The sequence below is a fragment of the Paraburkholderia caffeinilytica genome (assembly GCF_046030355.1).
Lineage (GTDB): Bacteria > Pseudomonadota > Gammaproteobacteria > Burkholderiales > Burkholderiaceae > Paraburkholderia > Paraburkholderia caffeinilytica_B.
This window is the reverse complement of the sequence record NZ_JAQQCQ010000007.1, coordinates 155,109-179,153: the sequence shown is the minus strand read 5'-3', so window position 1 is coordinate 179,153 and position 24,045 is coordinate 155,109. Positions and strand designations below refer to the sequence as shown.

Annotated in this window: 24 protein-coding genes; 12 read left to right on the top strand and 12 right to left on the bottom strand. The window is 59.7% G+C overall.

Annotation, left to right across the window (positions count from 1 at the left end; all coding sequences use genetic code 11):
* The first annotated feature begins 33 nt into the window (after positions 1–33).
* Positions 34–774 carry an SDR family oxidoreductase gene (locus tag PQQ95_RS13655; RefSeq protein WP_408437904.1) on the top strand — a complete coding sequence of 247 codons (741 nt, stop codon included), beginning with the start codon at positions 34–36 and terminating at the stop codon, positions 772–774.
* 18 nt (positions 775–792) lie between these two features.
* Here PQQ95_RS13655 and PQQ95_RS13650 read toward each other — a convergent pair whose 3' ends face one another.
* The 7 genes from PQQ95_RS13650 to PQQ95_RS13620 form a co-directional block, all read right to left on the bottom strand.
* The gene (locus PQQ95_RS13650; RefSeq protein WP_408437903.1) at positions 793–2,112 is read right to left on the bottom strand and encodes an ATP-binding protein; all 1,320 of its coding nucleotides are present in this window, start codon (positions 2,110–2,112) and stop codon (positions 793–795) included.
* Positions 2,109–2,849 carry a response regulator gene (locus PQQ95_RS13645; RefSeq protein ID WP_408437902.1) on the bottom strand — a complete coding sequence of 247 codons (741 nt, stop codon included), beginning with the start codon at positions 2,847–2,849 and terminating at the stop codon, positions 2,109–2,111. The genes PQQ95_RS13650 and PQQ95_RS13645 overlap by 4 nt, the downstream gene beginning before the upstream one ends.
* A 7-nt stretch (positions 2,850–2,856) precedes the next feature.
* Positions 2,857–2,979: a hypothetical protein gene (locus PQQ95_RS13640; RefSeq protein ID WP_408437901.1), complete on the bottom strand. Its 123-nt coding sequence runs from the start codon at positions 2,977–2,979 to the stop codon at positions 2,857–2,859.
* Complete coding sequence (locus PQQ95_RS13635) at positions 2,976–3,347, bottom strand: GFA family protein (protein WP_408437900.1); 372 nt, start codon at positions 3,345–3,347, stop codon at positions 2,976–2,978. Before PQQ95_RS13635 ends, PQQ95_RS13640 begins: the two co-directional genes overlap by 4 nt.
* A gap of 236 nt (positions 3,348–3,583) precedes the next feature.
* Positions 3,584–4,093 (bottom strand): cytochrome P460 family protein, encoded by a 510-nt coding sequence (locus PQQ95_RS13630; protein ID WP_408437899.1) that lies wholly within the window; start codon positions 4,091–4,093, stop codon positions 3,584–3,586.
* Positions 4,094–4,115: 22 nt separating this feature from the next.
* Entirely contained in the window at positions 4,116–5,147 is a 1,032-nt protein-coding gene (locus PQQ95_RS13625) for an alpha/beta fold hydrolase (protein WP_408437898.1), read from the bottom strand.
* 149 nt (positions 5,148–5,296) lie between these two features.
* Positions 5,297–5,626 carry a DUF4148 domain-containing protein gene (locus PQQ95_RS13620; protein WP_408437897.1) on the bottom strand — a complete coding sequence of 110 codons (330 nt, stop codon included), beginning with the start codon at positions 5,624–5,626 and terminating at the stop codon, positions 5,297–5,299.
* Positions 5,627–5,942: 316 nt separating this feature from the next.
* On the opposite strand from PQQ95_RS13620, the gene PQQ95_RS13615 reads away from it, so the two are divergent.
* The 8 genes from PQQ95_RS13615 (at position 5,943) to PQQ95_RS13580 (ending at position 13,156) form a co-directional block, all read left to right on the top strand.
* Positions 5,943–7,142, top strand: a complete 1,200-nt coding sequence (locus PQQ95_RS13615) for a cytochrome P450 (protein ID WP_408437896.1) — start codon at positions 5,943–5,945, stop codon at positions 7,140–7,142.
* 301 nt (positions 7,143–7,443) lie between these two features.
* Entirely contained in the window at positions 7,444–7,701 is a 258-nt protein-coding gene (locus tag PQQ95_RS13610; RefSeq protein ID WP_408437895.1) for a DUF4148 domain-containing protein, read from the top strand.
* Positions 7,702–7,763: 62 nt separating this feature from the next.
* On the top strand, positions 7,764–8,051 hold the full coding sequence (locus PQQ95_RS13605; protein WP_408437894.1) for a hypothetical protein: 288 nt from the start codon (positions 7,764–7,766) through the stop codon (positions 8,049–8,051).
* 50 nt (positions 8,052–8,101) lie between these two features.
* Positions 8,102–8,518 carry an organic hydroperoxide resistance protein gene (locus tag PQQ95_RS13600; RefSeq protein WP_408437893.1) on the top strand — a complete coding sequence of 139 codons (417 nt, stop codon included), beginning with the start codon at positions 8,102–8,104 and terminating at the stop codon, positions 8,516–8,518.
* 266 nt (positions 8,519–8,784) lie between these two features.
* The gene (locus tag PQQ95_RS13595) at positions 8,785–10,014 is read left to right on the top strand and encodes an MFS transporter (protein WP_408437892.1); all 1,230 of its coding nucleotides are present in this window, start codon (positions 8,785–8,787) and stop codon (positions 10,012–10,014) included.
* A gap of 197 nt (positions 10,015–10,211) precedes the next feature.
* On the top strand, positions 10,212–11,006 hold the full coding sequence (locus tag PQQ95_RS13590) for a GNAT family N-acetyltransferase (RefSeq protein WP_408437891.1): 795 nt from the start codon (positions 10,212–10,214) through the stop codon (positions 11,004–11,006).
* A gap of 666 nt (positions 11,007–11,672) precedes the next feature.
* Positions 11,673–12,221 carry an RNA polymerase sigma factor gene (locus tag PQQ95_RS13585; protein ID WP_408437890.1) on the top strand — a complete coding sequence of 183 codons (549 nt, stop codon included), beginning with the start codon at positions 11,673–11,675 and terminating at the stop codon, positions 12,219–12,221.
* The gene (locus PQQ95_RS13580) at positions 12,218–13,156 is read left to right on the top strand and encodes an anti-sigma factor (protein ID WP_408437889.1); all 939 of its coding nucleotides are present in this window, start codon (positions 12,218–12,220) and stop codon (positions 13,154–13,156) included. The genes PQQ95_RS13585 and PQQ95_RS13580 overlap by 4 nt, the downstream gene beginning before the upstream one ends.
* A gap of 51 nt (positions 13,157–13,207) precedes the next feature.
* On the opposite strand, the gene PQQ95_RS13575 is transcribed toward PQQ95_RS13580, so the two are convergent.
* Positions 13,208–14,164 (bottom strand): helix-turn-helix domain-containing protein, encoded by a 957-nt coding sequence (locus tag PQQ95_RS13575; RefSeq protein WP_408437888.1) that lies wholly within the window; start codon positions 14,162–14,164, stop codon positions 13,208–13,210.
* A 90-nt stretch (positions 14,165–14,254) separates the two neighbouring features.
* Positions 14,255–15,724 (bottom strand): aldehyde dehydrogenase family protein, encoded by a 1,470-nt coding sequence (locus PQQ95_RS13570; protein WP_408437887.1) that lies wholly within the window; start codon positions 15,722–15,724, stop codon positions 14,255–14,257.
* Between the two features lie 733 nt (positions 15,725–16,457).
* Between PQQ95_RS13570 and PQQ95_RS13565 the strand changes: the two genes are divergently transcribed.
* Together PQQ95_RS13565 and PQQ95_RS13560 are read left to right on the top strand one after the other, a co-directional pair.
* Positions 16,458–16,994 (top strand): RNA polymerase sigma factor, encoded by a 537-nt coding sequence (locus tag PQQ95_RS13565; RefSeq protein ID WP_408437886.1) that lies wholly within the window; start codon positions 16,458–16,460, stop codon positions 16,992–16,994.
* Between the two features lie 137 nt (positions 16,995–17,131).
* Positions 17,132–17,581: a universal stress protein gene (locus PQQ95_RS13560; RefSeq protein WP_408437885.1), complete on the top strand. Its 450-nt coding sequence runs from the start codon at positions 17,132–17,134 to the stop codon at positions 17,579–17,581.
* A gap of 94 nt (positions 17,582–17,675) precedes the next feature.
* Here PQQ95_RS13560 and PQQ95_RS13555 read toward each other — a convergent pair whose 3' ends face one another.
* From PQQ95_RS13555 to PQQ95_RS13545, 3 genes are all read right to left on the bottom strand, one after another.
* The gene (locus tag PQQ95_RS13555) at positions 17,676–18,845 is read right to left on the bottom strand and encodes an ABC transporter substrate-binding protein (protein ID WP_408437884.1); all 1,170 of its coding nucleotides are present in this window, start codon (positions 18,843–18,845) and stop codon (positions 17,676–17,678) included.
* Between the two features lie 222 nt (positions 18,846–19,067).
* A complete protein-coding gene (locus PQQ95_RS13550; RefSeq protein ID WP_408437883.1) occupies positions 19,068–20,240 on the bottom strand; it encodes an FAD-dependent monooxygenase in 1,173 nt (390 codons plus the stop codon).
* Between the two features lie 336 nt (positions 20,241–20,576).
* Entirely contained in the window at positions 20,577–21,977 is a 1,401-nt protein-coding gene (locus PQQ95_RS13545) for an amidase family protein (RefSeq protein ID WP_408438001.1), read from the bottom strand.
* Between the two features lie 372 nt (positions 21,978–22,349).
* Here PQQ95_RS13545 and PQQ95_RS13540 point away from each other — a divergent pair, with 372 nt between their 5' ends.
* Positions 22,350–24,041: an FAD-dependent oxidoreductase gene (locus PQQ95_RS13540; protein WP_408437882.1), complete on the top strand. Its 1,692-nt coding sequence runs from the start codon at positions 22,350–22,352 to the stop codon at positions 24,039–24,041.
* Positions 24,042–24,045: the final 4 nt, after the last annotated feature.

Genomic DNA, 24,045 nt, shown 5'->3' with positions numbered 1-24,045 from the left:
GTTCTGATCAACCGTTTTTTTGAAGGTATTGGAATGAATCAGACTGACGCAGGCTCGAAGAAATCCGCGATCGTGTTTGGCGGCTCCCGGGGTATCGGCAGCGCCATCGTACGGCGCCTCGCGAAAGACGGCGCGGCGATCGCGTTCACTTATGCATCGTCGGCGAGCCAGGCCGCCGAGGGCGCTGCCGCGATCGAAGCTGCCGGCGGAACGGCAATCGCCATCAAAGCCGACAGCGCGAATATCGACGAAATCGAAGCGGCTGTCGAGCAAACCTCGGAGCAGTTCGGCCATCTGGATATCGCCGTCATCAACGCCGGGATTCTTATGTTGGGCGATGTTTCGGAAGTCTCGCCGGCCGACTTCGACCGCATGATCGCGGTGAACGTACGCGGCGTGTTCTTCGCGATTCAGGCTGCGGCACGGCGCATGCGCGAAGGCGGCCGCATTGTCACGATCGGCAGCAATGTAGCGGTTCGCAGCGGCTTTCCGGGTTCGAGCGTCTACTCGCTGACCAAAGCCGCAGTGGCGACCATGGTTAAAGGAGTCGCGGTCGATCTCGCGCCGCGCAAGATCACCATCAACAACGTGCAACCAGGTCCGATCGTCACGGACATGACTTCCGCTCATCTCGAACAGATCGTGCCGCTCATTCCCCTCCACCGTGCCGGCGACGTGGATGAGATCGCCGCGCTCGTGTCGTTCCTCGCCAACGGTGAAGCAGCGTACATGACCGGCGCGAGCGTGACTATCGACGGTGGCTTGTCGCTCTAGGCTGCGGCCGGTAAATCGCTAACGCGGCGTTTTCAGGATCAACCTCGCTTCCAGTCCGCCGCCAATGCGGTTGTGAAGCGAGAGCGTCGCGTCCATCGCGAGGGCGAGTTGGCGCGCGATGGCGAGACCGAGACCCGTACCGCCGGTATTGCGGTTACGCGACGCTTCGAGTCGGAAGAACGGTTGGAATACGGCCTCCAGTGACTCCTCTGGAATACCCGGTCCACGATCCCGCACCGTGATGGTCGCCTGCCCATCGGACTGCGCCGTCACATTGATCTCCGCGATACCGCTGAACTTCAGCGCGTTGTCGACGAGATTACCGACGATCCGGCGCAACGCTTGCGGACGGGTGGTCAGCGGCGTGTCGAAGCGCCCTTGCAGGGACACGTCCTGACCTGCGTCGACGTAATCGCAAACCAGGCTATCGAACAGCGCGTCAGGATCGATGCGGCAAGGTACCTCGGTCGTGCCGTGTAGCGTGCGCGCGTAGGTCACCCCTTCTTTCACGAGTGCTTCCATTTCCTGAAGATCCTGGCGCAGCTTGACGCCTTCCGCTTCGTCGTCCATCACGTCCACTCGCAAACGCATGCGGGTTATCGGCGTTTGCAGATCATGCGATATCGCCGCGAGAATCTGCATGCGCTCAGTCATGTACATTGAAATCCGGTCCTGCATCGAGTTGAATGCACGCGCCGCGCGCGCCACTTCCGACGGGCCGTCTTCCGGCAGACGAGCTGCTTTCAGGTCGGGGCCGAGCCCGTCGGCGGCAGCGGCCAGTTCGTGTAGCGGACGCGTGGCGAGCCGCACCGCGAGCCAACAACACGCGAGCAGCGCGACCAATTGCAGCACCAATCCAAGCGGCAGCCAGCGCGACAACGGCGCACTCGACATGGGTTGCAGATCGATCGTCAGCGGGCTGCCGTCGGAGAGCTTGAGATGTACCTGGAAACGCTCGCGATCGCCCGGCACGGCGTTCACTGTGAGTGGATAACTCGTGCCTATGCCTTCGGAGATGGAATGAGCCACCCGCGCCGACAGTTGTGCGTCGAGCGGTCCGCCGGCAATGCCCGGCCCGAGGATGAAATTGTAACTGCGCCGCGCGAGACGTGGCAGCCATTGCGCACGCTCGCTGGCCGGAAGATGATTGAGGAGCGCCACCGAACTGACCACTTCACGCTCGATATAACCCGTCATCACATTAGTCATAGTCTGGTCGCGTTCCGTCATGGTGAGCCAGAACGAGAGCGCCTGCGCCGAAGCCAGACCGATGAACAGGATGACCGTCAGCCGCGCGAACAACGTGCGCGGCCAGTGCAGCCATGCGCGCGCATTCATTGCGATTCCCCGATCACATTCACCGCCGACGAAAACACATAGCCTTCGCTGCGCAGTGTCTTGATGTAGCGCGGTTCACGCGCCACATCGCGCAGCCGCTGACGCAGACGGCTGACCATCAGATCGATCGAGCGGTCGAACTGGTCGGCCTGACGGCCTTGCGTCAGGTTAAGCAACTGGTCGCGTGTGAGCACGCGTTGCGGGTGATCCAGAAACACGCGCAGCAGGCGATATTCCGCCCCGCTGAGCGCGACCATCGTGCCTTCCAGATCGAGCAGATGTCGCGCGGTGGTGTCGAGCCGCCAGTCGCCAAATTCGAGCATCTGCGCCGCCTCGCTTACCTGCATGCCGGGCGGCAGCATGCGCGCACGGCGCAGCACCGCGCGGATCCGTGCGAGCAACTCGCGCACCGCGAAGGGCTTGGGCAGGTAATCGTCGGCACCCATTTCCAGGCCGAGAATGCGGTCGGCTTCCTCGTTTTTCGCGGTCAGCATCAGCACCGGCACCGAGCGAAACCGGCTGGCACGCAATTCGCGGCACAGCACGAGGCCGTCTTCGCCGGGCATCATCAGATCAAGCACGATGAGGTCCGGCACGCCGTGTTCCAGCACAGCGTGCATCTGGCGGCCGTTGGCAGCAAGCGAAACACGCATACCGCTCTTTTCCAGATAGCCGCCGATCAGTTCGCGAATGCCGCGGTCATCGTCGACGATCAGAACGTGGTCGATCGTATCCATCGCTGCATCATCTCTTTTGACGTTTGACCTGCACAAGGTTCGCGGTAATCAACGAACACTGCACCGGATGCGCCAACTCCGCAGTCAGACCTCCCGCCATGAAGGCAAGGATCGCGAAAAGGCGTTTCATGCGTCCTCCACGACCGAAAGGCTTGCGCCGTCGGACAGACCCGCATCGAGAGCATACGGATCGATGCCCTCGATGCAGCCGATATTGACGCGCCACAACTGCGCGTCTTTGCGCGTTTGATGAAACGGGTAAATGCCGCAGTGCTTGCAGAAGAAGTGCTTCGCCACGCGCGTGTTGAAATGATAAAGCGCAAGTGCATCCTCGCCCTGTACGATCGTCAATTGATTCGCTGCAAACGGTGGCGTCATCAATGCGCCCTTGCGGCGGCACAAGCTGCAATTGCAGCGCGTCGCGGGTGTGACGGGCGCGCGTACTTCGAATTTGACGGCCCCGCAGTGGCAGGAGCCGTGAAGAACGTCGTCAGTCATGAAAGTCTCGTTGAAGAGGTGATGGCTGCTTTATAGCACGAGCTGAACGAGCATATGTGTCGCAATGTATCCGCGCCGCTGTCAGACACAAAAAGTTGCATCAACGCCGTTCGGCCGACATAAGCCAGATACCGGGAATCCATCGTGCTAGACCGATACCGTAACGTTCGAACGGGCCACTGCGATTTCTTGTATATCGCTGCAGCCCGCTCCTGTGAACCAATGGTTTGCGTCAGTTACGGCGCAAACCGCGTGAATACGTAATCACGATCCTTCACCTTGGCTGCGTGACAGGCGAAACAGGTCTGATGCTGCACCGCGTCGACCGGCTGGCCGTTCACGAAACGCCCGAAGCCCCAGCCACCCGTCGACGCATAGCGGCGCGAGTCCTTGACCATCACCTGTACGGTAGTGGGTGCCCCGGGAATCGTCGCCGTGGCGAACTCGGGCGACTGCGTGCGCTTGTACGCGAGCTTCACCAGGATGGTCCCATCAGGGTACGGCAGCGTCGACTTTTCGATTGCCTTGATCGCAGCAGGATTACCGAGCACGACACGCAATTCGTCGAGCGGCGCGGCTTCTTCGGCCGGGGCGATCATCTGCCATTTGCGGTAGCCCTCGGGAATCGTGACGCCGTAAATCGGTGACGGCGCCGACTTCGCGGGCTCCGCCAGCGCGTGATCCGCCACCGCGCCGAGCAGAAGCGCCGCATTTAGCGCTAAATGTGTAATGCGCATTCTTTGCATGTGCCTGTCTCCAGTTGACCAATCAGAAGCGTGCGACGTCGACGACGGCATCGGCGAAGGCTTTCGGCGCTTCCTGCGGCAGGTTGTGCCCGATGCCGCCATCGATGTTCCTGTGCTGATACTTGCCTGTGAATTTCTTCGCGTAGGCCGCAGGCTCCGGATGCGGCGCGCCGTTGGCGTCGCCTTCCATCGTAATGGTCGGTACGGAGATGGTCGGCCCCAACGCCAGACGCTTCTCCAGATCGTCATATTTCGCTTCGCCCGACACGATGCCGAGACGCCAGCGGTAGTTGTGAATCACTATCGCGACATGGTCCGGGTTGTTGAACGAGGCGGCCGAGCGCTCGTAGGTCGCATCGTCGAAATTCCATTTCGGCGACGCTGTGTGCCAGATCAGCTTATTGAAGTCATGGCGGTTCGCGTCGTAGCCGGCGTATCCGCGCTCGGTCGCGAAGTAGAACTGATACCACCAAGCCAGTTCCGCCTTCGGCGGCAATGGCGCCTTGTTGGCCGCCTGGCTGCCGATCAGATAGCCACTCACCGATACCATCGCCTTGCAACGTTCCGGCCACAAGGCGGCGATGATGTTCACGGTGCGTGCGCCCCAATCGAAGCCGCCAAAGATGGCCTTCTCGATTTTCAGCGCGTCCATCAGATTGATGATGTCCACCGCGATGACTGCCTGCTGGCCGTTGCGCGGCGTATCCGCCGAAATAATCCGTGTGGAACCGTAGCCTCTCAGGTACGGCACGATGACGCGGTAGCCGGCGGCGGCCAGCAAGGGCGCTACTTCGACATAGCTATAGATGTCGTACGGCCAGCCGTGCAGCAGGATTACAGGTGGCCCGTTCTTCGGCCCTGCTTCCGCGTACCCGATATTCAGCGTGCCGGCGTCGATCTGCCGCAGATTCTCGAACGACGTCGCGCCCGTTCCCGCCTTCGCGCCGTTGGACTGTGCATGCGCGAGGCCGCCCAAGCCCAGTTCCATCAGGCTGATGCCCGCAATCGTCGTGCCGAGTAGGCGACGCCGCCGGGTATTGATCTGTTCAGACATGGCTATTTCCTTCAATGTACGAGAGCTTGATAGCACTGGCTTGCACTCGCTTAAAGACCGTTGGCGAGGCCACATGCCATCGATAGCGTGCGGGCGGGACAATGGTCGAATGAGTACAGGCGGTCAGATTGCGTGAGCGGTGCGCTACGTTACGGCTTGGCGTAGATCGGACCGAGGCCGACAATGTCCGATTCCGACGAACGCGGCGAACCGGAAGCCGAACTTCCGGCACTCGGCGATCCATACGACGATGCCAGCGCTCCCTTCTGCGCGTTGAGGCGCGCCTCGGCGGCTTCGATGTTTCTCGGATACTGAGTCTGGTCGCTAGCGGGGTTGTAGCCGACTTTCTGCAATTCGACCAATTGCGCGCGAACGTCCGCGCGGGTCAGTGGCTGGTTGGATTGCGCGAACGAGACCGCGGGCAATACAGCGGCCGCGGCGACCGAAGCGGCAATGATGAGCGACTTAATGACTTGCATGATATCCACCTCAAGAGAATGTCTTTCGACGCAAACGCCCGCTTGCGTCGCTGGTTCAGCATGGGCCACGCTTGGCCTGCATGTGGGTATTAGACGCTCTGGAAGTATCCGGTGTGTGTCCGCGTTTTGTGCCAGTGCAATGTTATGTAACGCTGTGCCGTGTAGATACATTGAGATACAAAGCGCTAGCGCGCAATTCAGGAATCTCGGTGGGCAAAATAGGCGGCCACGAGTGGAATAAAACGGGCGTACCGCCTGTTATCCGGTGGCAACCGCGTAGCCGCTCGCCCATCGACTTACTGGAACAACTCGCACAATGAATTTCGCGACCTTCTCGTCTCCCGCTTTCTTTACTGATCCCTATCCGATGTATAAAAAGCTGCGAGAAGCCGGTCCGTTGCTGCCCGTCGGCACCAACGCACTCGTCACGGGCCGCTTCGAAATTGTCGACGCTCTGCTGCGCGACCGGCGCATGGGCAAAACCTATCTGCAAAGCGTGCGTGCGCGCTATGGCGAGGGGGCGGCTGAACAGCCCGTATTTCAGGCACTGAGCCGTACCTCTCTGATGATGAATCCGCCTGCTCATACGAAGCTGCGAACGCTGTTGATGAAAGCCTTCAACGCGAAGCAAATTGAGAAACAGCGAGAGATTGTCGAAGCCACGAGCCGCGATCTTCTCGACCGCATCGGTGCGGCGGCGCAATTTGATCTGGTGAGCGAGTATGCGATGCCGCTGCCAGTCGAGATCATGTGCCACCTGCTCGATATTCCGTCCGCGCATGGCACTGACCTCGGCGTTGCGGCAAGTCGTCTGGTTTCCGCATTCGATCTCGCACCGCTCGACGAAACCGCGCTTGCAGGGGCGAACGAAGCTGCGCTCACGCTCGAATGCTATTTCCGCACCGTAATCGAGCAGCGACGCGCGCAGCCCGGCGACGATATTGTGTCCTCCCTGGTGAACGTCGAGGACGACGGCGCGACCTTGAGCGACGAAGAAATCGTCTCGAACGTCATACTGCTGTTCATCGCGGGCCATGAAACCACGTCGAACATGATCGGCAATGCTATGGTCGCCCTGCTTCGGCAGCCAGCTCGCCTCGAGGCTCTTAGGCGCGAGCCGGCAGCGATCAGGATGGCGGTTGCGGAGTGCATGCGCTTCGACGGCTCGGTGCAGATGGTTGTACGCACCGCACTCGAGGAAGTGGCGATTCAGGACATGACGCTGAACCCCGGCACGATCGTCTTCATGCTGACCGGCGCGGCGAATCGCGATCCCGCAGTGTTCTCGCATCCCGATGAACTCCACTTCGACCGCGGCTCGAACGTACCTTCACTGGCATTTGGCGGCGGCATTCACTATTGCCTGGGCGCGCGGCTGGCGATGCTCGAAATGGAAGTGGCGTTACTCGATCTTCTCGCCCGCTTTCCGCGGATGCAACCCGAGAATCTAGACCAGTTAAATTGGCATCGCCGCAATAATCTGCGCGGCGTGCAATCGCTGCGGATACATACCTGAGCGATTGAAAATCGGTGTCACGTGCCGACTGCTTTTAGTTGCGTTTGAGCGCTACTTCTTCGTGTCGTCGAAGCGGTCCAGACAGCGCACTGAAAGATTTGTTTCCCAATGTGTATGAAGTTCGAACTGATACACAGCCTTGCAATAGCCCGCTCTCGCGACACAAGCCAGATACCTCACCTGGTTCTAATGCATCCAACGACGGAAACTGATTGAGGCACGCAGCGGACCTCTCTGTCCACAGCAGCCCTCCAGATATCCGTACGGATCTTTCCCATTTGATTTGTTTCAGGAGCACGACATGAAAGTTTCGATCATCGCAGTGGCTTTTGCCGCTATCGCCGCATCGGCGACAGCACTCTCCGCTTATGCAGTCAATCCAGTAGCCAATTCCAGCGATACGAACGCCAGCAGCTACGACGCCCAGCAAATGCATCAATGGTCGCCGGTTCAAACGACACCGAAAACGAAGACGCGTGCTGAGGTTCGTCAGGAACTGGTGCGCGCGGAGAAAGACGGTCAGATCGCGGCACTCAGCAAACTCTACCAGGGTGGCTAAGTCGACGCTCGGTTGAAGTTGCAAAAACATTTGCCGCTCATTCACCTGTTAGAGGTTTCACTATGATCAAGCGTCTCGCTATCGCCGCCCTGCTCTCCGCCTGCGCCGCAATCGCCGCTCCCGCATTTGCCAGCAGCGGCTACGGTCCCGCGCCTCACTACAACCCACAGATCGGCGCGCCTGCATCGCAACGCGGCCAAAGCGCACTGACCTTGCGCGCCGAACAGGCCGACTTAATGGCCGGCACGGACTCCGCCGCGCAATCGTACGGCGGCGTGCGCGATGTGTCTTCGCAATCGGGCTCACGCGTCGTGTCCGACGCATCGATCGCGCCGTATGCGCATCATTGAGCGCGCATCGCTTACCAGCACCTCTACACTATTCAAGCGGGATACTAATCATGACCCAGGCAGATAAAGTGCTGTACACCGGTAAGACCCATGTAACCGGCGGCCGCGCCGGCGCCGCACGCAGCTCCGACGGTCAACTGGACGTCAAGTTATCCTCGCCCGGTTCGTCCGCACCCGGCACCAATCCTGAACAGATGCTCGCGGCCGGCTGGTCCGCGTGCTTCATCGGCGCAATGGGTCTCGCCGCACAGACGCTGCAAGTTGCACTACCACGCGACACCGCCGTCGACGCGGAAATCGATCTGGCCGTGAACGACGGCGCGTATTTTCTGCGGGCCCGTCTGAACGTCAGCGTGCCGGGCGTCGAGGCCGAAGTCGCGCAGGCGCTTGTGGATGCGGCACATCAAACGTGTCCGTACTCGAAGGCAACGCGCGGCAATATCGACGTCATCATCACGGTCATCTGATTTTCGCTGATACCTGACTCCCGCCTCACACCGTTTTTTTTCAACAAGTTCGGCTGTAGAGCGCTTTGTTAATGAACATTCCGGCGCGCCGCGATCGGCGGGCCGGCATCTCACTGCGCCAGGACATCAAACATATCGCTGCCCGGCTTCGGTTTCTCTAAACAACCGAAGACGACCGGCTAGGGATCGATTCATATCGCACACGCGGTCGCCATGCCGTTTTCAAGCTAGCGCAGACAGCAAGTGCCACCACGTCAGGAACCGTCATGCCTCAATCCATGGATACAAAGAAAGCGGCTGCGGCCATCGCCCTTCTGATACTTTCGGTGGCGCTGCGGCCGCCGATCGTTTCGATCGGGCCGGTACTCGATTCGATTCAGAAGAGCTTTAGTTTGAGCTATACGCAAGCCTCGTTGCTCACGGCGATTCCCGATATCTGCATGGGTGTGTTCGCGCTCGTCGCTCCGGGCGTCGCACGCAGATTAGGCACCGACAACGCTGTGGTCGCCGCGCTAGCTCTGCTTTGCGTTGCGATGATCGCTCGTGCGTTGGCCGGTTCGGCAAGCGTGCTGCTCGTTTGCACCGTATTCACAGGAATTGGTATCGCCATTTCCGGCTCGTTGATCGGTGGTTGGGTCAAGAAGCACTTCGCTAGCGACGCATCGATGTTCATGGGCATCTATAGCGCGGGGCTCAGCGTGGGCGCAACAGTCGCTGCGAGTTCGTCGGGCTACATCGCGCAGAGCTTGGGGGGGTGGCGCGTAGCCGTCGCATTGTGGAGCGTACTGTGCATCACCGCGATCCTGAGCTGGCGAAAGCTGGCCCAGCAATTCCTGAAAGCAAGTACTGGCGAACGCGAGCGGCAACAGGTCACGCAACCTGCCCCGGCGGTTGGACTTCCGTGGAAAAAATTCGGGGCGTGGCGGGTTGCGATCTACTTCGGCGCGAGTCAGTTCATCGTCTATGCATGCTTCGCATGGCTCGCGTCGTCGAGTTCGGAAATGCAAATAGACGCGCTTTCACCCGGCCTCGTGCTCGGCCTCTTCACTTGCGTATTCGCGTTGAGCAGCCTGGGTATGGGCATGAAAGCCGGGCGCTCCAGCGACCGGCGCGGCTGGCTCGGTCTCGCCTCGGCCATCACGGCCGCAGGTATTGGTGGGCTCGCTTTCGCACCGACGGCTTATCCTGTGTCGTGCATCGTACTGATCGCAATTGGCCAGGGTATGTGCTTCACATTGGCAATGACCTTGCCGCTCGACAACACGCATACGCCCGCCGAGACCAATGCATGGAGCGTGTTCATGCTCTTCATCGGCTATCTGGTTGCGGCGCTCGGGCCATTAAGTTTCGGCTTTCTGCGGGACCGTACGGCTGGCTACTCTGCCTCGTATCTCATGCTCTTCGTGGTCGCCGTCGGCATTACGTTGATGGTGCCGCTACTGCGACCGGCGCCATCCGACACCGAAGCGATGCCTGCGATCTCAGAGCTGCATTAATTTTTCCGCATGCTTCCCGCGTTTTCAACGGCGAAATCCAACGATAAATTTTTTCGTGGCAAGCAGGCGTTTATCGTTGGAATAAAACCGGCGCGCAGCTGTTCTGAAACAGTAGAGTTCACGAGTACTCGCACTACGCCATTTCGGTACTCGCCAGGTTCGCCGCGCATCGCGTCTCCGCACACCATCCGATAATCATGAAAAGATCAGAAATTCTCGAATCCAACGACCAGTACGTGTCAATGTGGAAGGTACTCGCCGGCGATCGCAAAGGCGCCGATCTGCGCGATAGAGCTGGACTTTCCGTTTGTTGGGCGGACAGCCCGTTCCCGTTCTGGAATGCGCTCTTTCTCAATGAGACCATTTCGGATCGGGATCTGCTGCGCGTTCGCCTGAGAATGTCACACACTCATATGCTAGCAAAGCGACACAGCGGCCTCGTGTACGTCTGCGAAGATCTTTTGAGCGGTGCGGCACGAGAACATCTCGACGCAATCGCCGCGAGTGAGAATCTGACTTTTGCGTTGAACATCACGGGCATGGCCGGCGATATTCTGCCGCTCGAGGCGGGCATACCCCATTCGGTGCTGGACTTTGCGCGGGTCGACAGCGAATCGGCCTTGCAAGCGTACGCCGACATCAATAGCGAAGGATATGGTTTCCCGCTCGAAGCGGGGCGCGCGGGGCTTGCCGGATCGACGTTCTGGAAAAAAGTCGCGTTCGCGTACATCGGTTATCAGAATGGCGAGCCGGTGTCGACCGCTGCGGCGATCCTCAACGACGGCCAGATCTATCTCGCGCTCGTCGCGACGCGGCCGGACGCTCAACGCAAAGGATTCGGCGAGGCTACGGTGCGCTATGCGCTCAACGCCGCATACCATGCGACGGGAATCACGCGGACCACGTTGCACGCCACCGACGCGGGGTTTCCGGTTTATCAGCGAGTCGGCTACCATCGCACAACCGTTTTCAGGACCTACCAACCGGCCTGAAAACGCGACCCGACGTGGTGCGATTCGATCTATAGCCTTTAAAAATTTCCGGAAGCTGCCATGGCCGTATTTCCTGCTGGTCGCATTCGTTGAAGAAGCGTTTCCCCGGCTAATATTCAGGCAGACATGGCGGCCCTGATAAAGACAGCCCGCATGCTCGCTGGTTCGGGCTTATCGTTACAGTTGTTCTATGCGGTCTCGCGCACTACCAGGGCGGCACGGCGCTAGTTCTACTGGCGACGCTGTCCGGAGTGGGCTACGGCCTCGCCTACCGCGTCGGCGGGCATCAGGCCACGATGCTCACGCCCCGCGGACTCAACCTGGCCCAATTTTTCTTGTTTATCTATCCATTCATCGCTCATTCCTGGATGAAACCGGAACAAGCTTAGGAAAGTAGCGCATGGCATTTCGCTTTCCGCCGCGAGCCTGATGGAATATTTCTTTGATCAGCTTGTTTACCTGCTGATGGATTCCCTGCCCAATTGAGTCTGAATCTATGGATACTCGTCAGATAGCGCAATCGGTCCGTGAACCCCGACATTCGAGTCAGACGCGGACCCTGGCGCACGAATCAACCCGACAGCGGTGCTCCTGCCATATAAAAAAGCACCGGTTCCCCGAGCCGGCCCAAGCCGGCGGTGCCGCGTCGGGCAGGGACCAGTGCCGATGACCGCCGCCGATCTGTCCGCCATGCTCCCGCCGCTGCTGCCGCGTCTCTGGGCGTTTGCACTGCGTATCTCGGGAGATCAGCACGACGCGGAAGATCTCGTGCAGCGCGCCTGCCTGCGTGCGCTCGAACGCGCGCATCAATTGCAACCCGGCACAGCGCCGCTCAGTTGGATGTTCTCCATCGTGCAATCCACGTGGATCAACGAACTGCGCGCCCGCAGCGTCCGCAGCCGCTCGGGCATGGATTGGGACGACGAATTTCTCGAAACGGTCGCAGACCCAGTCGCGCGCACGCCGGAACAACACGTCATGGACGGCCAGATCGTCAGCGCGGTGCAACGGTTGCCCGAAGCCCAGCGCGTGGTTATGCTGTTGGTGGGAGTGGAGGGCCTTAGCTATAACGAAGCGGCCGAAGCGCTCGGCGTGCCGGTCGGCACGATCATGAGCCGGCTTTCGCGCGCTCGCCAGGCTATTGGCGCTCTGTTCAGCGACCCAAAAGAAAAACGCTTAAGAAGCGCGGCGAATAGTAAGGACCAAGGGGCATGAAAATGGACAACATCCTGCTCATGGCGTATGTGGACGGCGAACTAACGCCGCACGAATGCGAGGAAGTCGAGAAAGCGATTCGCACCTCGGCCGATATCGCCGAACGCGTGGCGTTACTCGAAGCGTCGGTGCTGCCGTACCGGCGCGCATTCCAGCAACAGGCCTTGCCGCCGGTTCCGGAAAGCCTGACGCGCAAGATAGCGGAACTCGCGCAAATGTGCGTCGTGCCGACGGACTCAGCGCCGATCGGCGGCAAGCATCGCACGGACGCGCCCGACTCGCAGCCCGAGGCTCACGCGGGGCCATCCGCGCCGGTACGCTCGACCTTGCGCACCGCCATGCCGTGGCTCGCAGTGGCTTTCATCGCGGGTGCATTCTGCTGCGGCGCCGTGCTGCGCTTCGCACCCGGCGCCGCGCGAGGCGGTGTTGCGCAACCAACCGCTAAAATGGCGGCGGGAGCGGGCACATCGCCGTGGGTCATGGCGGCGGCCAATTATCAGCGGCTTTACACCCGCGACACGGTCGAGTTCGATTCTTCCAATATGGCTACCGCGGCGCATATTGTCGATCATATTCGCCACGACGACGGACTGCCGATTCACGTGCCCGACCTCCGTTCGGCCGGTTTGACTTTCAAGCGCATACAGCGTCTGCGGTTCAACAACCGGCCGCTGGTGCAGATCGTATATCTGCCTGAAAAAGGCTTGCCGGTGGCACTTTGCGTGATGAAGGACGAAAAAGCGGACTCCGCGCTCACGCAGCAACAGGTGGACAGCATGGATGTTGTCACCTGGCGGCATGCGAAGCTCAGTTACGCGCTAATCGCCACGCCCGGCGACACCGACCTCAGCGCAATCGGCAGGCGTATTTCCGAAAGTAATGCAGAAGAACTTATCGGCCAGTTATCAAAAATCGGCCCGGCGTTCGCCAGTTGAAATAAGACATTTTTAAATGCTGCCCACATCGCACGACGCGGGCGGTTTCGCTTATTCACATTGGTTCTGTGTACTCGAATATCGGTAATCCGAAGGCGACTCGCCATAACGCCGCCGGAACAGGCGGCTGAAATGAGCAGCAGTCGTAAAGCCGCATTGCCAGGCAATTTCCTGAATCGAACAGCCACGAGAACCATTGACCCGCAGCAAGTGCGCAGCGCGCTCGAGCCGCGCCTGCCACACGTAGCGCATCAAAGAAGTTCCCCTTGCGCGAAACAGGCGTTGCAGATGTTGTGCCGATACATGCACGGCGCCGGCAATTCGCGCGATATCCAGATCCGCGTCGCCCAGATGATCGTCAATGTAGCGCCTTGCCTGATAGGTCAGCGCTTCAGAACTACGCCTCCTGGAACGCGCGGCAGGATCTATTACGGCAACCTGAACGAGTTCGAGTAAATGTTCACCCATTATATTTTGTGCAATCTGACTAGGCGTGGTGGACTGACTGGCGATGCACTTGATCAACTCGCTCGTCGCACGAATGTCGGGTGAAAGCGTGTCACAAGCCAATGGCCCCACCGCCGAGAAATGTACGCCGCGGTCCCGCAGCGTGGCTTTCGGAATACGTAGCACCGTCATTTCCGCGCGCTCCGGGAATATTTCCACGAACGGATAGGCCGGGTCGATAACAAAGATACTGCCCGAGTCGAAACGCTGACCCTGCTCACGCCAACGCACATGGACATGCCCCTCCGTGACAAGCTTGACGAATAACCAGTCACCCTGCCATGAAGGAATTTCCTCGCCGACAGGCGAGAGTGTCTGCACGGCGAGATTCGCAAGGGAAACACCTACATCGCCCAGTTTCCAGCTTTTGACGGAAGAATCGAGAGACTGTCGTGTATCGAAAGAACATGTCAGACCGTGCGTATTACGCATGATGTCGGCCCAACGCTCGGCCGCGCTCTGACTGCTATCGAAAGTGATCTCGTGCGGGCTGAAGTGCATTAAAACGTCCCGTGTATCGGCGACGGACGGGCTCAGAGCCGACCCGGCCCACGAAAACGCGTCGTGCGTTCTCGTGGGCCGGGATAACTTCTAAGCCACCGGCGTCGGCATAAAAACTGCCTTGGTTTCGAGGTAGGCTTCGAGTCCCTCACGACCGCCTTCACGGCCGAGTCCGGATTGCTTGAAGCCGCCGAACGGCGCATTGGCGGCTAACTCGACGCCATTGATACCGATGTTGCCAGTGCGAACGCGGCATGCCACTTCGTAGGCTCGCTCCAGATCCTGGCCGTACACTGAACCGCTCAAACCATACGGGGTATCGTTCGCGATGCGGATGGCGTCGTTCACTGTGTCGTACGCGAGAATGGACACGACCGGCCCAAAGATTTCTTCGCGTGCGATGGTCATCTCCTGCGTCACATTGCTGAAGACGGTCGGCTCGACAAAGTAGCCTCTATCGAAACCCGCATTGCCGGTGCCGCCTGTTACCAGCTTCGCCCCTTCGCCGATTCCACGCTCGATATAAGTGCGCACACGTTTGCGTTGAGAGTCGCTCAATACCGGTCCTACTTTCGTATCGGCATGCGCCGGATCGCCCACTTTCAGTTTCGAAATGATTTGCGCATAGGTATCAACGACTTCGTCGTACCGGGCACGCGGCGCGAGAATGCGTGTTTGCGAGAAGCATATTTGCCCGGAAAACGGCATCGTGAAGGGTACAAGCGCGGCGAATGCGGAAGGAAGATCCACATCGTCGAGCAGAATCGCAGCCGATTTGCCGCCGAGTTCGAGCGTGACGCGTGCAACCCGGTCAGCTGCGGCACGCGCTATCCATTGTCCCGTTGGCACGCTACCGGTGAAGCTGATCTTGTCGACATCCGGCGATTGCACCAGTTGCGCGCCCTCGTCGCGCCCGGCGGTGATTACATTCAGTACGCCCGCCGGAAGGCCTGCAGCCGCCGCGCATTCGGCAATGATCAACGCATCGAGCGGGCTCTCCTGCGGCGACTTGACGACCACCGTGCAGCCCGCTGCCAGTGCAGCAGCCATTTTCTGCGACACGATGGGAAAGGTCGCATTCCACGGCACAATCAATGCGGCCACGCCGACCGGCTCCCGGCGCACGCGCACGTGTCCGCGCAGTGTCGGCCTCGAGTCTTCGAATTCGTAGGTATCGAGCAGCGACGAGAAGAACTCGAAACGCGTGATGCCGACCGGAATCAAGCTCGTGGCAAATGCCGACGGCGCACCCACCTGGTCCGTCCACAATTGCGTCAATAGCGGAAGGCGCTGGCGGACCTCTTCCGTTAGACGCTTCAGATAAACGCCTCGCTCCTCACCCGACATTTTCGGCCACGGGCCATGATCGAACGCGCGGCGGGCCGCCGCGATCGCACGTTCCACATCGACCGGGTCGGCGAGTGGAATCTCCATGAACGGGTCTTCGGTCGCTGGGGAGATCAGCACGTGGCGCTGTTGCGAGTGGCTCGCCACCCATTCTCCATCGATGAAGAAACGCGTACGGACGTTAGACGAAAGTGCTGCTGAATGTTCTTGCATTGTCTTTCCGATAAGTAGTCTTAACAGCGAAGGAATGGATTCGATGAGATGCCGCTACGGCACACGTGACATGCGTTCGGGATCCATTACCTGATTCCCTCCAATGCGGGAACCAGCGACTTATCAGTGTATTGAGTGTGTTCTTCAGGCGATTGCCTGGGATAGACCGCTCGCTTGTCCAAAACGCGCCTTTTTTGAGCGGCCGGGGATAACTCAGCCTCACTGGCGAGCAATGCACTGTCTTCGCGTCGCGTGGCGACACTGGATGCGTTATAGCGTATTTCGCGCTTCGAAGTGTGTCGTAATGTATCTGGCCGCACCTCGGATACAAAAAATTTCGATCAACTCTTCTATCTCTTTTCGCAATGTATCCACTGCCGATGGTGCTACACAACGTTGCAGAAATCAGCTTCGGTGACATAAAGCAGATACTTCGAGACGTTCCAATACCTCGACTTTGGCTCTCTTAGCAGCGGCAATGGCGACACGAACGTAGTATGGCTTCGCTGTTCGAGCCGCAAATGCGCGTTCCAGACAAGAAACGCGTGTCGCTTAGACAATAAGTTCGATGCGTCACGCTATAGAGTAAGGGTTTTTCCTCAAGCAATTTTCTGCAGCGCGTTGGACCGCGTGGCCAGTTGACGACTGCTTCCAATCAACCGGAAGTATTTAGACAGGCTCGGCGGCATACATAGTGCAGAGGCGGCGTTTCTTATCAGCTTTATACAGGGCAATGAAGCAAACCGATCTCTCAATCCTGCTTCCCGACATGCTCCCACGGCTCTGGTCGTTCGCATTCCGGATTTCACGGAATCGCTATGACGCGGAAGAACTGGTGCAAAGAGCATGTGTGCGGGGCCTGGAGCGAGCCCATCAGTTGCGCATCGATAGTTCTCCATTGAGCTGGATGTTTTCGATCGTACATTCGACATGGATAAACGATCTGAAGCAGCGTCAACAACGCAGCCGCCTGCATGCCGAATGGAACGAAGCATTCCCGGAGACGATCGCCGATCCCGCTTCGGCATCAGAAACGGGCGCGCTGGCTGACCAGATCATCGCGGCGGTGGAGCGGCTACCCGAAACTCAGCGCGTGGTCTTGTTGCTGGTCAGCGTGGAAGGCTTCAGTTATCAGGAAGCAGCCGAAGCGCTCGAGATACCGGTGGGCACCGTTATGAGCCGGCTGTCTCGCGCGCGCCGGACGATCGGAGCGCTCTTCAACGACAGCGAGTCGGCGAGGCCGCACGACGTTGCGGGGGAGCGGGAATAGATGCATGGCATGACGTGTTGTGGTGTTAGCTACCGCACAGTCACCGCAGGCGAACGAAGAGATCGCTCCCGCGAAACATTCATTTCCTAGATCGGGATCCGGCGCGATGCGGACCCAAGCGACGATAGATACAGAACATGCCTTCCTTTTCCAGAATGCTACTCGTGTACGACGGCACGGACGAATCTCAGGCCGCGCTGTCGCGCTGTGCGGAACTGTCGCTGGCATTATCGGCACAAGTCGATGTGATGTCGGTAGTGGATGCGGCAAGCGCGAACGCGAATTCTGCGGGGATGCTCAGCGATCTCGCCTATACGCGTCTCGAAGAATTCGGCCGCCATACGCTGCGAACCGCTATCGGCAAACTTGCGGACAATGGGATTACCGCGCACGGATACCTTACTTTCGGACACACGGTCGACGCCGTTTTGCGGCACGCGGCGATTTTCAATTCGGATATCGTCGTGCTCGGACATCGCACACGCAAAGGGCTCTCGCGCTGGTGGGGCGATCGACCGGTTCATCTCGATCTGGCCGAGCGCCTGCTGGGATCGACGATCATCACTGTGACACTGCCTTCCGCCTAGCATTCCAGGGTCGTCCACTGCGTAAAATTTCCGCGCGCGACTTTTGGCGCGGAGCAAGCGTGCCTGCCGCGCCGGATATTCACGCTTCGTATGTTTAGTTGGCAGCGAGCCGCCATGTGCCATTCACGATCTGCACCATCACGCGCGCACGTTCGTCGAGACCGGAATGATCTGCTGCAGTCATATTCACGACGCCCTGGGACGTATGCAGATCGGCTGTGCCTTCAAGCGCCGAACGCAGCGCCTCGCGGAACGCTTCACTTCCGGGCTGTGCCTTCTTGAGCGCCAGCGGGATTGCGTGTTGCAGCAACAGCCCCGCGTCCCATGCATTGCCGCCGAAAGTTGACACTGTGCCTGCGCCGTACGCTATATCGTATGCCTGCCTGTAGGCAAGCGCGCTGCGCTTCACGGGGTTCGAATCGGGCAGCTGAGCGGAGACTAGCAATGGACCCGCCGGAAGGAGCGTGCCATCGCAATCCTTACCGCAGACGCGCAGAAAATCATTGTTCGCGACCCCGTGTGTCTGATAATACAAACCTTTATAGCCACGCTCTTTCAAGGTCTTTTGCGGTAATGCGGCGGGTGTACCCGCACCGGCGATCAACACGGCGTCCGGGTTCTGCGACACGATCTTCAACACCTGTCCCATCACTGACGTGTCGTTGCGCGCGAATCGCTCGCTAGCAACGAGCTTGATGTTCGCCTTTTCCGCATCCCTTTTGAATTCGGTAAGCCAGCTTTCGCCGTACGCATCCGCGAAACCAATGAAGCCCACGGTTTTCACCTGATGCACCACCATGTTTTGCACGATGCCAGCGGCCATTAGCGCATCGTTCTGCGGCGTCTTGAAAACCCATGAACGTTTCGCGTCCATCGGCTCGACGATCGATGCAGCTGCGGCCAACGCAATCATGGGTGTGGAACTCTGTGCGGCAACATCAATCATCGCCAGCGAATTCGGCACGATGGTCGAGCCGATCAATGCGTCGACATGATCCTCGCTCGTGAGCTTGCGCGTATTCCTGACAGCGAGAGTCGGGTCCGACGCGTCGTCCAGCACGATGTAGTCGATCTTTTGCCCCGCTATTTCTTTCGGCAACAACGCAATGGTGTTCTTCTGCGAGATGCCGAGTGAAGCGGCCGAGCCGGTAGCCGACACGGTGACGCCGATCTTCACCTCGGCATGCGCTTGCGTGCTCCAGACGCTAGCGATCAGACATACGGCATAAAGCCGTTTCAGCCCGGACGAAAAAATTGAATTCATGTTGGTGGTTCGCATTTGAATGAACGGATCCTGAGCGCAGAACGTACGGATCGAACCACTGATAACAATCTGACCTGCCGTTCTATTCCATACGCGGATCGGTCGCGACACGGCAGTCCGAATTCGCCGGACTCCGCCGAAGGCCGTCGAACTGACGCTCGATTACGATGGATGGACGAACCCTGAATACCGCACGAATAGCACGTTGAACTTGCCGCCTGCTTACTGCCGGAACTCCGCGCTAACAGTAGAAAACCTTTCCGTTCCCGACATCATGAATGGCACGTTGAACACGTCATAGTCGTAGGCCCACGAGGGGTCGTCGTCCGAACTCAACCCTATGCCATTGCGCGAAGCGCACTGCGCTTTCGTCGTACGCGCCGAGCGATTTGCCTCGTACAGTGCGAACGCATTCGCGTAATCGCCGATGCCCGTCTCGTCGAGACAACGCGTCAGCATCGCGGCGTCTTCGATTCCCATCGCCGCAGCGTGACCCCTATGTGGACTAAGGAAACGGCACGCGTCGCCAAGCAGCGCCAGGCGTCCGAAACTCCATAGCGGCGTGCCGTCACGTTCGAACAGCGGCCGCTTGGTCACCGACGGCGATATGTCGATCAGATGCTGAACGTCCGCATGAAAACCGATAAATGCCTCCTTCATTTCTTCGCGGCTACTTCCCATCATCGACACGCCGGCAGGCCATTCTCTCTCCGGTACGCCGGTCACATAGAAGTACTCGCTACGCTTGCCATTGACGTAATAGGCCAGCATGTAGCGGTCGTTCGACCACCATTTCACACATGCGTCATAAGATTTGTAGCCTAATAGCGAAGCAGGCAAGACCGCGCGATGTTCCACATACCCGGTGTACCGTGGCGGCTCTTCATCGAGAAGATGTTCGCGAACTTTGGACTTCAGGCCGTCGGCCCCGATCACCAGATCCGCGGTTTCCTCGGTGCCGTCGGTAAAGAGCATGCGCACGTCGTAGTCTGTTTCTTCCAGAGCGTGCAGGCGTTTGCCGAATATAATCGTGTGCGGAGCAACGATGCTCGTTATCAGGGCATGGAGATCGGCGCGGTGCACGGTCAGATAATTTGCGCCGTAGGCCTCGAGAGCGTGGGCGCCGAGTGGAATTCCAGCAGTGGGCTCCGCGGTTTTCCAGTGGCGACTGAACCAGAAGTCCGGGCGCGACCCCATTGCGTTCAACGCATCTTCGCAGCCGATCCGCCGCATCACCTTCATGACGTTGGGCCCGAGGTGAATGCCCTCGTCCAGACGCGAGAAGCCCCGCGCCTGCTCGTATAACTTTACGTCGTAGCCGCTGCCTTGCAGCAGCGCGGCGGCGGCGGTGCCGCCAAGACCGGCGCCAATCACGGCGATACGCGTCTTGCTCATGAGAGTCATCCTCCAATGCGTCCACCCGGGCGGACTGCTTCGAAGATCCGAACCAATCGACTCATTAAAGCGTACACGCTATATTAAAAAGCGGCAAGTTTTTTCGATTTACCAGAATCGCCGAACTGCCTCAAGCTTCCACAATAAATCGCAGACACATACGGTCGGTTAAAACGATGTGATTTTGCGCACGTCGATCTTGCTGCCAGCAGCTCACTGGCATCGGGAATCACAGGGACCAATAAAGTGCATACCCGATATTTGGACATGCTTTTATCATCACGATGGTAGTGTGCGATCAGCCCGGCGCGAGCACCGGGCACAAAAGTTACCCGTTCAAAATTCCGGATCGATCGGCGAAGCCGGCACACCGCGAGCTTCGATTGCTTCGCCCGCGAGTAGACACAGGTCCTCGCGGAAGTGCGCCGCGACGATCTGGACACCGACCGGCACGCCGTCGACGAGTTGCGTCGTCACGGCCAACCCCGGCAAGCCCATCGCCGGCACGGCGCGCATCGTCAACTGCGCTTCCCACACGCGGTCGAAACCTGCGGTACCCTGCATGTCGAGGTCTTCGGGGAAAGGCAGTTCCGAAGAGACCGGCATCAGCACGACTGCGTATTGGTCAAGGAACAGCCGCCATTGACGCAGCAACGTGGTGCGCCGCACGAGCGAGCGGCTGATTACGTCGGCGGGGAGATCCTTCACTTTCAGGCGAGCGGCCGCGATGACCGCGTGGGCGCCTGGATCGCCGTCACTCGCCACCATCTCGGCGAGCGCGTCGAAACCGTCGCCGAGCCATAGCCGCTCCTGCAGCTGCGCAGATTCGCGGATCGCCGGCACGTCGTCGATTTCCTCGATGGTCCAGCCGGCATCGACCAAACGCCGAGTTGCGTCGAGCAATGCGTCCTCTACTTCCTTCGCAATCTGCAAGCCGCCCGGCCGCAGGCAAACGGCCGCGCGCAGCGGCACCGCACGGCCTTCGAGCGGCATCGGCATATACCAGGGATCGCGCAGATCGGAAGCGGCGAGCGCGGCGAGACCGAGGCGCAGGTCTTCCACCGTGCGCGCGATGGGTCCGGTCGCGGACATCAACTGCGCCCCAATCGCGCGCTCCGGCGACGACGCATTGAAAGCCGGCACGCGACCGAAAGTCGGCCGGAGTCCGTGTACGCCGCATGCGTAGGCGGGATAGCGCAGTGAGCCACCGATGTCCGTGCCAAGCGCGAGTTGGCCGATGCCCGCGGTAACCGCCGCCGCGCCGCCGCCGGTCGAGCCGCCCGGCGTCAATTTCGGATTGCGCGGATTTAGCGTGCGGCCATGTACCTGGTTGGAGGTGAACCAGCGCAGCGCAAAGGTCGGTGAATTGCTACGGCCAAGTAGCACTGCGCCAGCTTTTGCAAGATTATCGACGGCGGGACTATTAGCCTGCGCGACCAGGTTCTCTTGCAACCGCGTGCCGTTAGTAGTCGCGAAACCGGCGTGATCCGTGTTGATTTTGGTTGTGACCGGCACACCGGCGAGCAGCCCTGGATCTTCGCCGCGCGCTATCGCGCGGTCGACGTTGTCCGCTTGCTTGAGGACCAACTCAGGTCGATGCGCCACCACTGCGTTAACTTTGGGATTCACCGCATCGAGCCGCTCAAGCGCGGATTGCGCGGCTTCGCGCGCGGACACGTTGCGGGTTCTGACCAGCCCGGCTAGTTCAGCCGCGGATAAACGCCATAGTTCAGTCATCATGCCTCCAATAAGAGTTTTCATTTGACTGGCTGAACGTATCCGCCGTATTTCCGTCAGGTATGGCTTTGCAAGCCAATTTTTCCAGACGCGCCGCAGATACACTGCGCTACAAAAGTGCCGGACGTTCGCCGACTACCGTTCGATGCGGTGAGCACCATCATATGGAAGCAAGGGTTCATGCATGCGCGACCTCGTCGGTCTAGCTTGCGAACGGGTCGGCAGAATTTCTTGCAATTGCGTGCCATGTCCTCCGTGCCATACCTTCGTTTGTATTGACCGCCGCTCAGGCCGCCCGCATGATTGGCAGTTGGCGAACCGCTGCGCAGCATGCGCGGCAGAGCTTGGCCGGCGCGCAAGGAAAGGCATGCGATGAACCAGAATCGAAGTAACCACCACACGTCGGCGCCGCGCCTTCCCGCATCGCTCGGCGCGCCGCGCGATCATCTCTATCCGCGTTTCAGCGAAGCCGACATCGGCAAGATGCGGCGCTTCGGCACGCTCGAACACTGGAATGCGGGCGACGTCATGTTTCGCACAGGACAGCCAGGACTGGGCATGCGCGTGCTGCTCAGTGGACAAGCGAGACTCACGCGGCGTGACGGACTTGGCCGATCGCAAGTCATCGCTGAATTGAGCGCCGGCCAGTTTCTCGGCGAAGTCGCGCAGTTAACCGGCAAGCCTGCGCTCGCAGACGGTCTCGCGCTCACTGACGTCGAAGCGCTGATGATTCAGCCTGAACAGATTCGCGCAATGCTGGTCGCTGACGCACACATCGGCGAAACGATCATGCGCTCGGTGATTCTGCGCCGTTTCGGTCTCGTGCAGGAAGGTTGCGGGCCAGTATTGATCGGCCCTGTGGGCGACATGAAACTGGTCGAACTGGAAGGTTTGCTGCATCGACTCGATCATCCGTATTCGGTGGCCGATCCCGATACCGATCCCGATGTGCGCGAACTGTTCGCGGGTCTGGACGGCTGGGAAAACGATTACCCTCTCGTCATGCTCGCGGACGGTACTCTGCTGCGCAATCCAGCCCCGCGGGAATTGTCGGCGAAACTCGGTCTGCTGCTCGAAGTAGACGCCGCCCGGACGTACGACGTCGCTGTGGTCGGCGCGGGGCCGGCGGGTCTAGCCGCAGCGGTTTATGCCGCGTCGGAGGGGCTGTCGGTGATCGTGTTCGACGGGCACGGCCCAGGCGGCCAGGCCGGCGCGAGCGCGCGCATCGAAAACTATCTCGGCTTTCCCACTGGCGTGTCAGGCCATGAACTGGCCGCTAATGCATTCGTTCAAGCCGTCAAGTTCGGCGCAGAGATCGTCATGCCTGTCAGAATCGAGACGCTCGATTGCGCGCAGACGCCGTTTCAACTGACGCTCGAAGACGGACAGCGAATCGCTTCGCACACCGTCGTCATCGCAACAGGGGCAGCGTACAGGCGACCTGCGATTGCCGGACTCGAAGCGGTGAACGAACGCGGTATCTACTACTGGGCGTCGTCCGTCGAAGGGCGTTTGTGCCGGGGCGCCGAAGTCGTGCTGATCGGCGGTGGCAACTCGGCCGGCCAGGCCGCGGTGTTCCTCGCGTCGCACGCGAGCCGCGTCCACATGCTGATTCGCGGCGACGATCTTGCCAAAAGCATGTCGCGCTATCTGATCGATCGCATCGCCTCGCTGAACAATATCGTGCTGCATATAAACACGGTCGTCTCGGCCGTCACGAGCGATCAGTGGGGACTCGAATCCGTCGTTTGCGACACGCCCGACGGTCCACATTGCGTTGCCACGCGCCATCTGTTCCTCTTCACCGGCGCCGATCCGAACACGCACTGGCTGCGCGATTGCAATGTCGAGATCGACGAACGCGGTTTCGTCAAGACCGGCTATGCCGCCGACGCCCGGCTAGAGACCGGCTGCTTCGCGTTGCAGACGAACGTGCCCGGCGTCTTCGCGATCGGCGACGCGAGGGCCGCATCGGCGAAACGCGTCGCCGCCGCGGTGGGCGACGGCGCGGCCGTGGTGTCCGAGATTCACCAGTTTCTGAGTTCGGTTTCGCCAACAGCGTGATCGG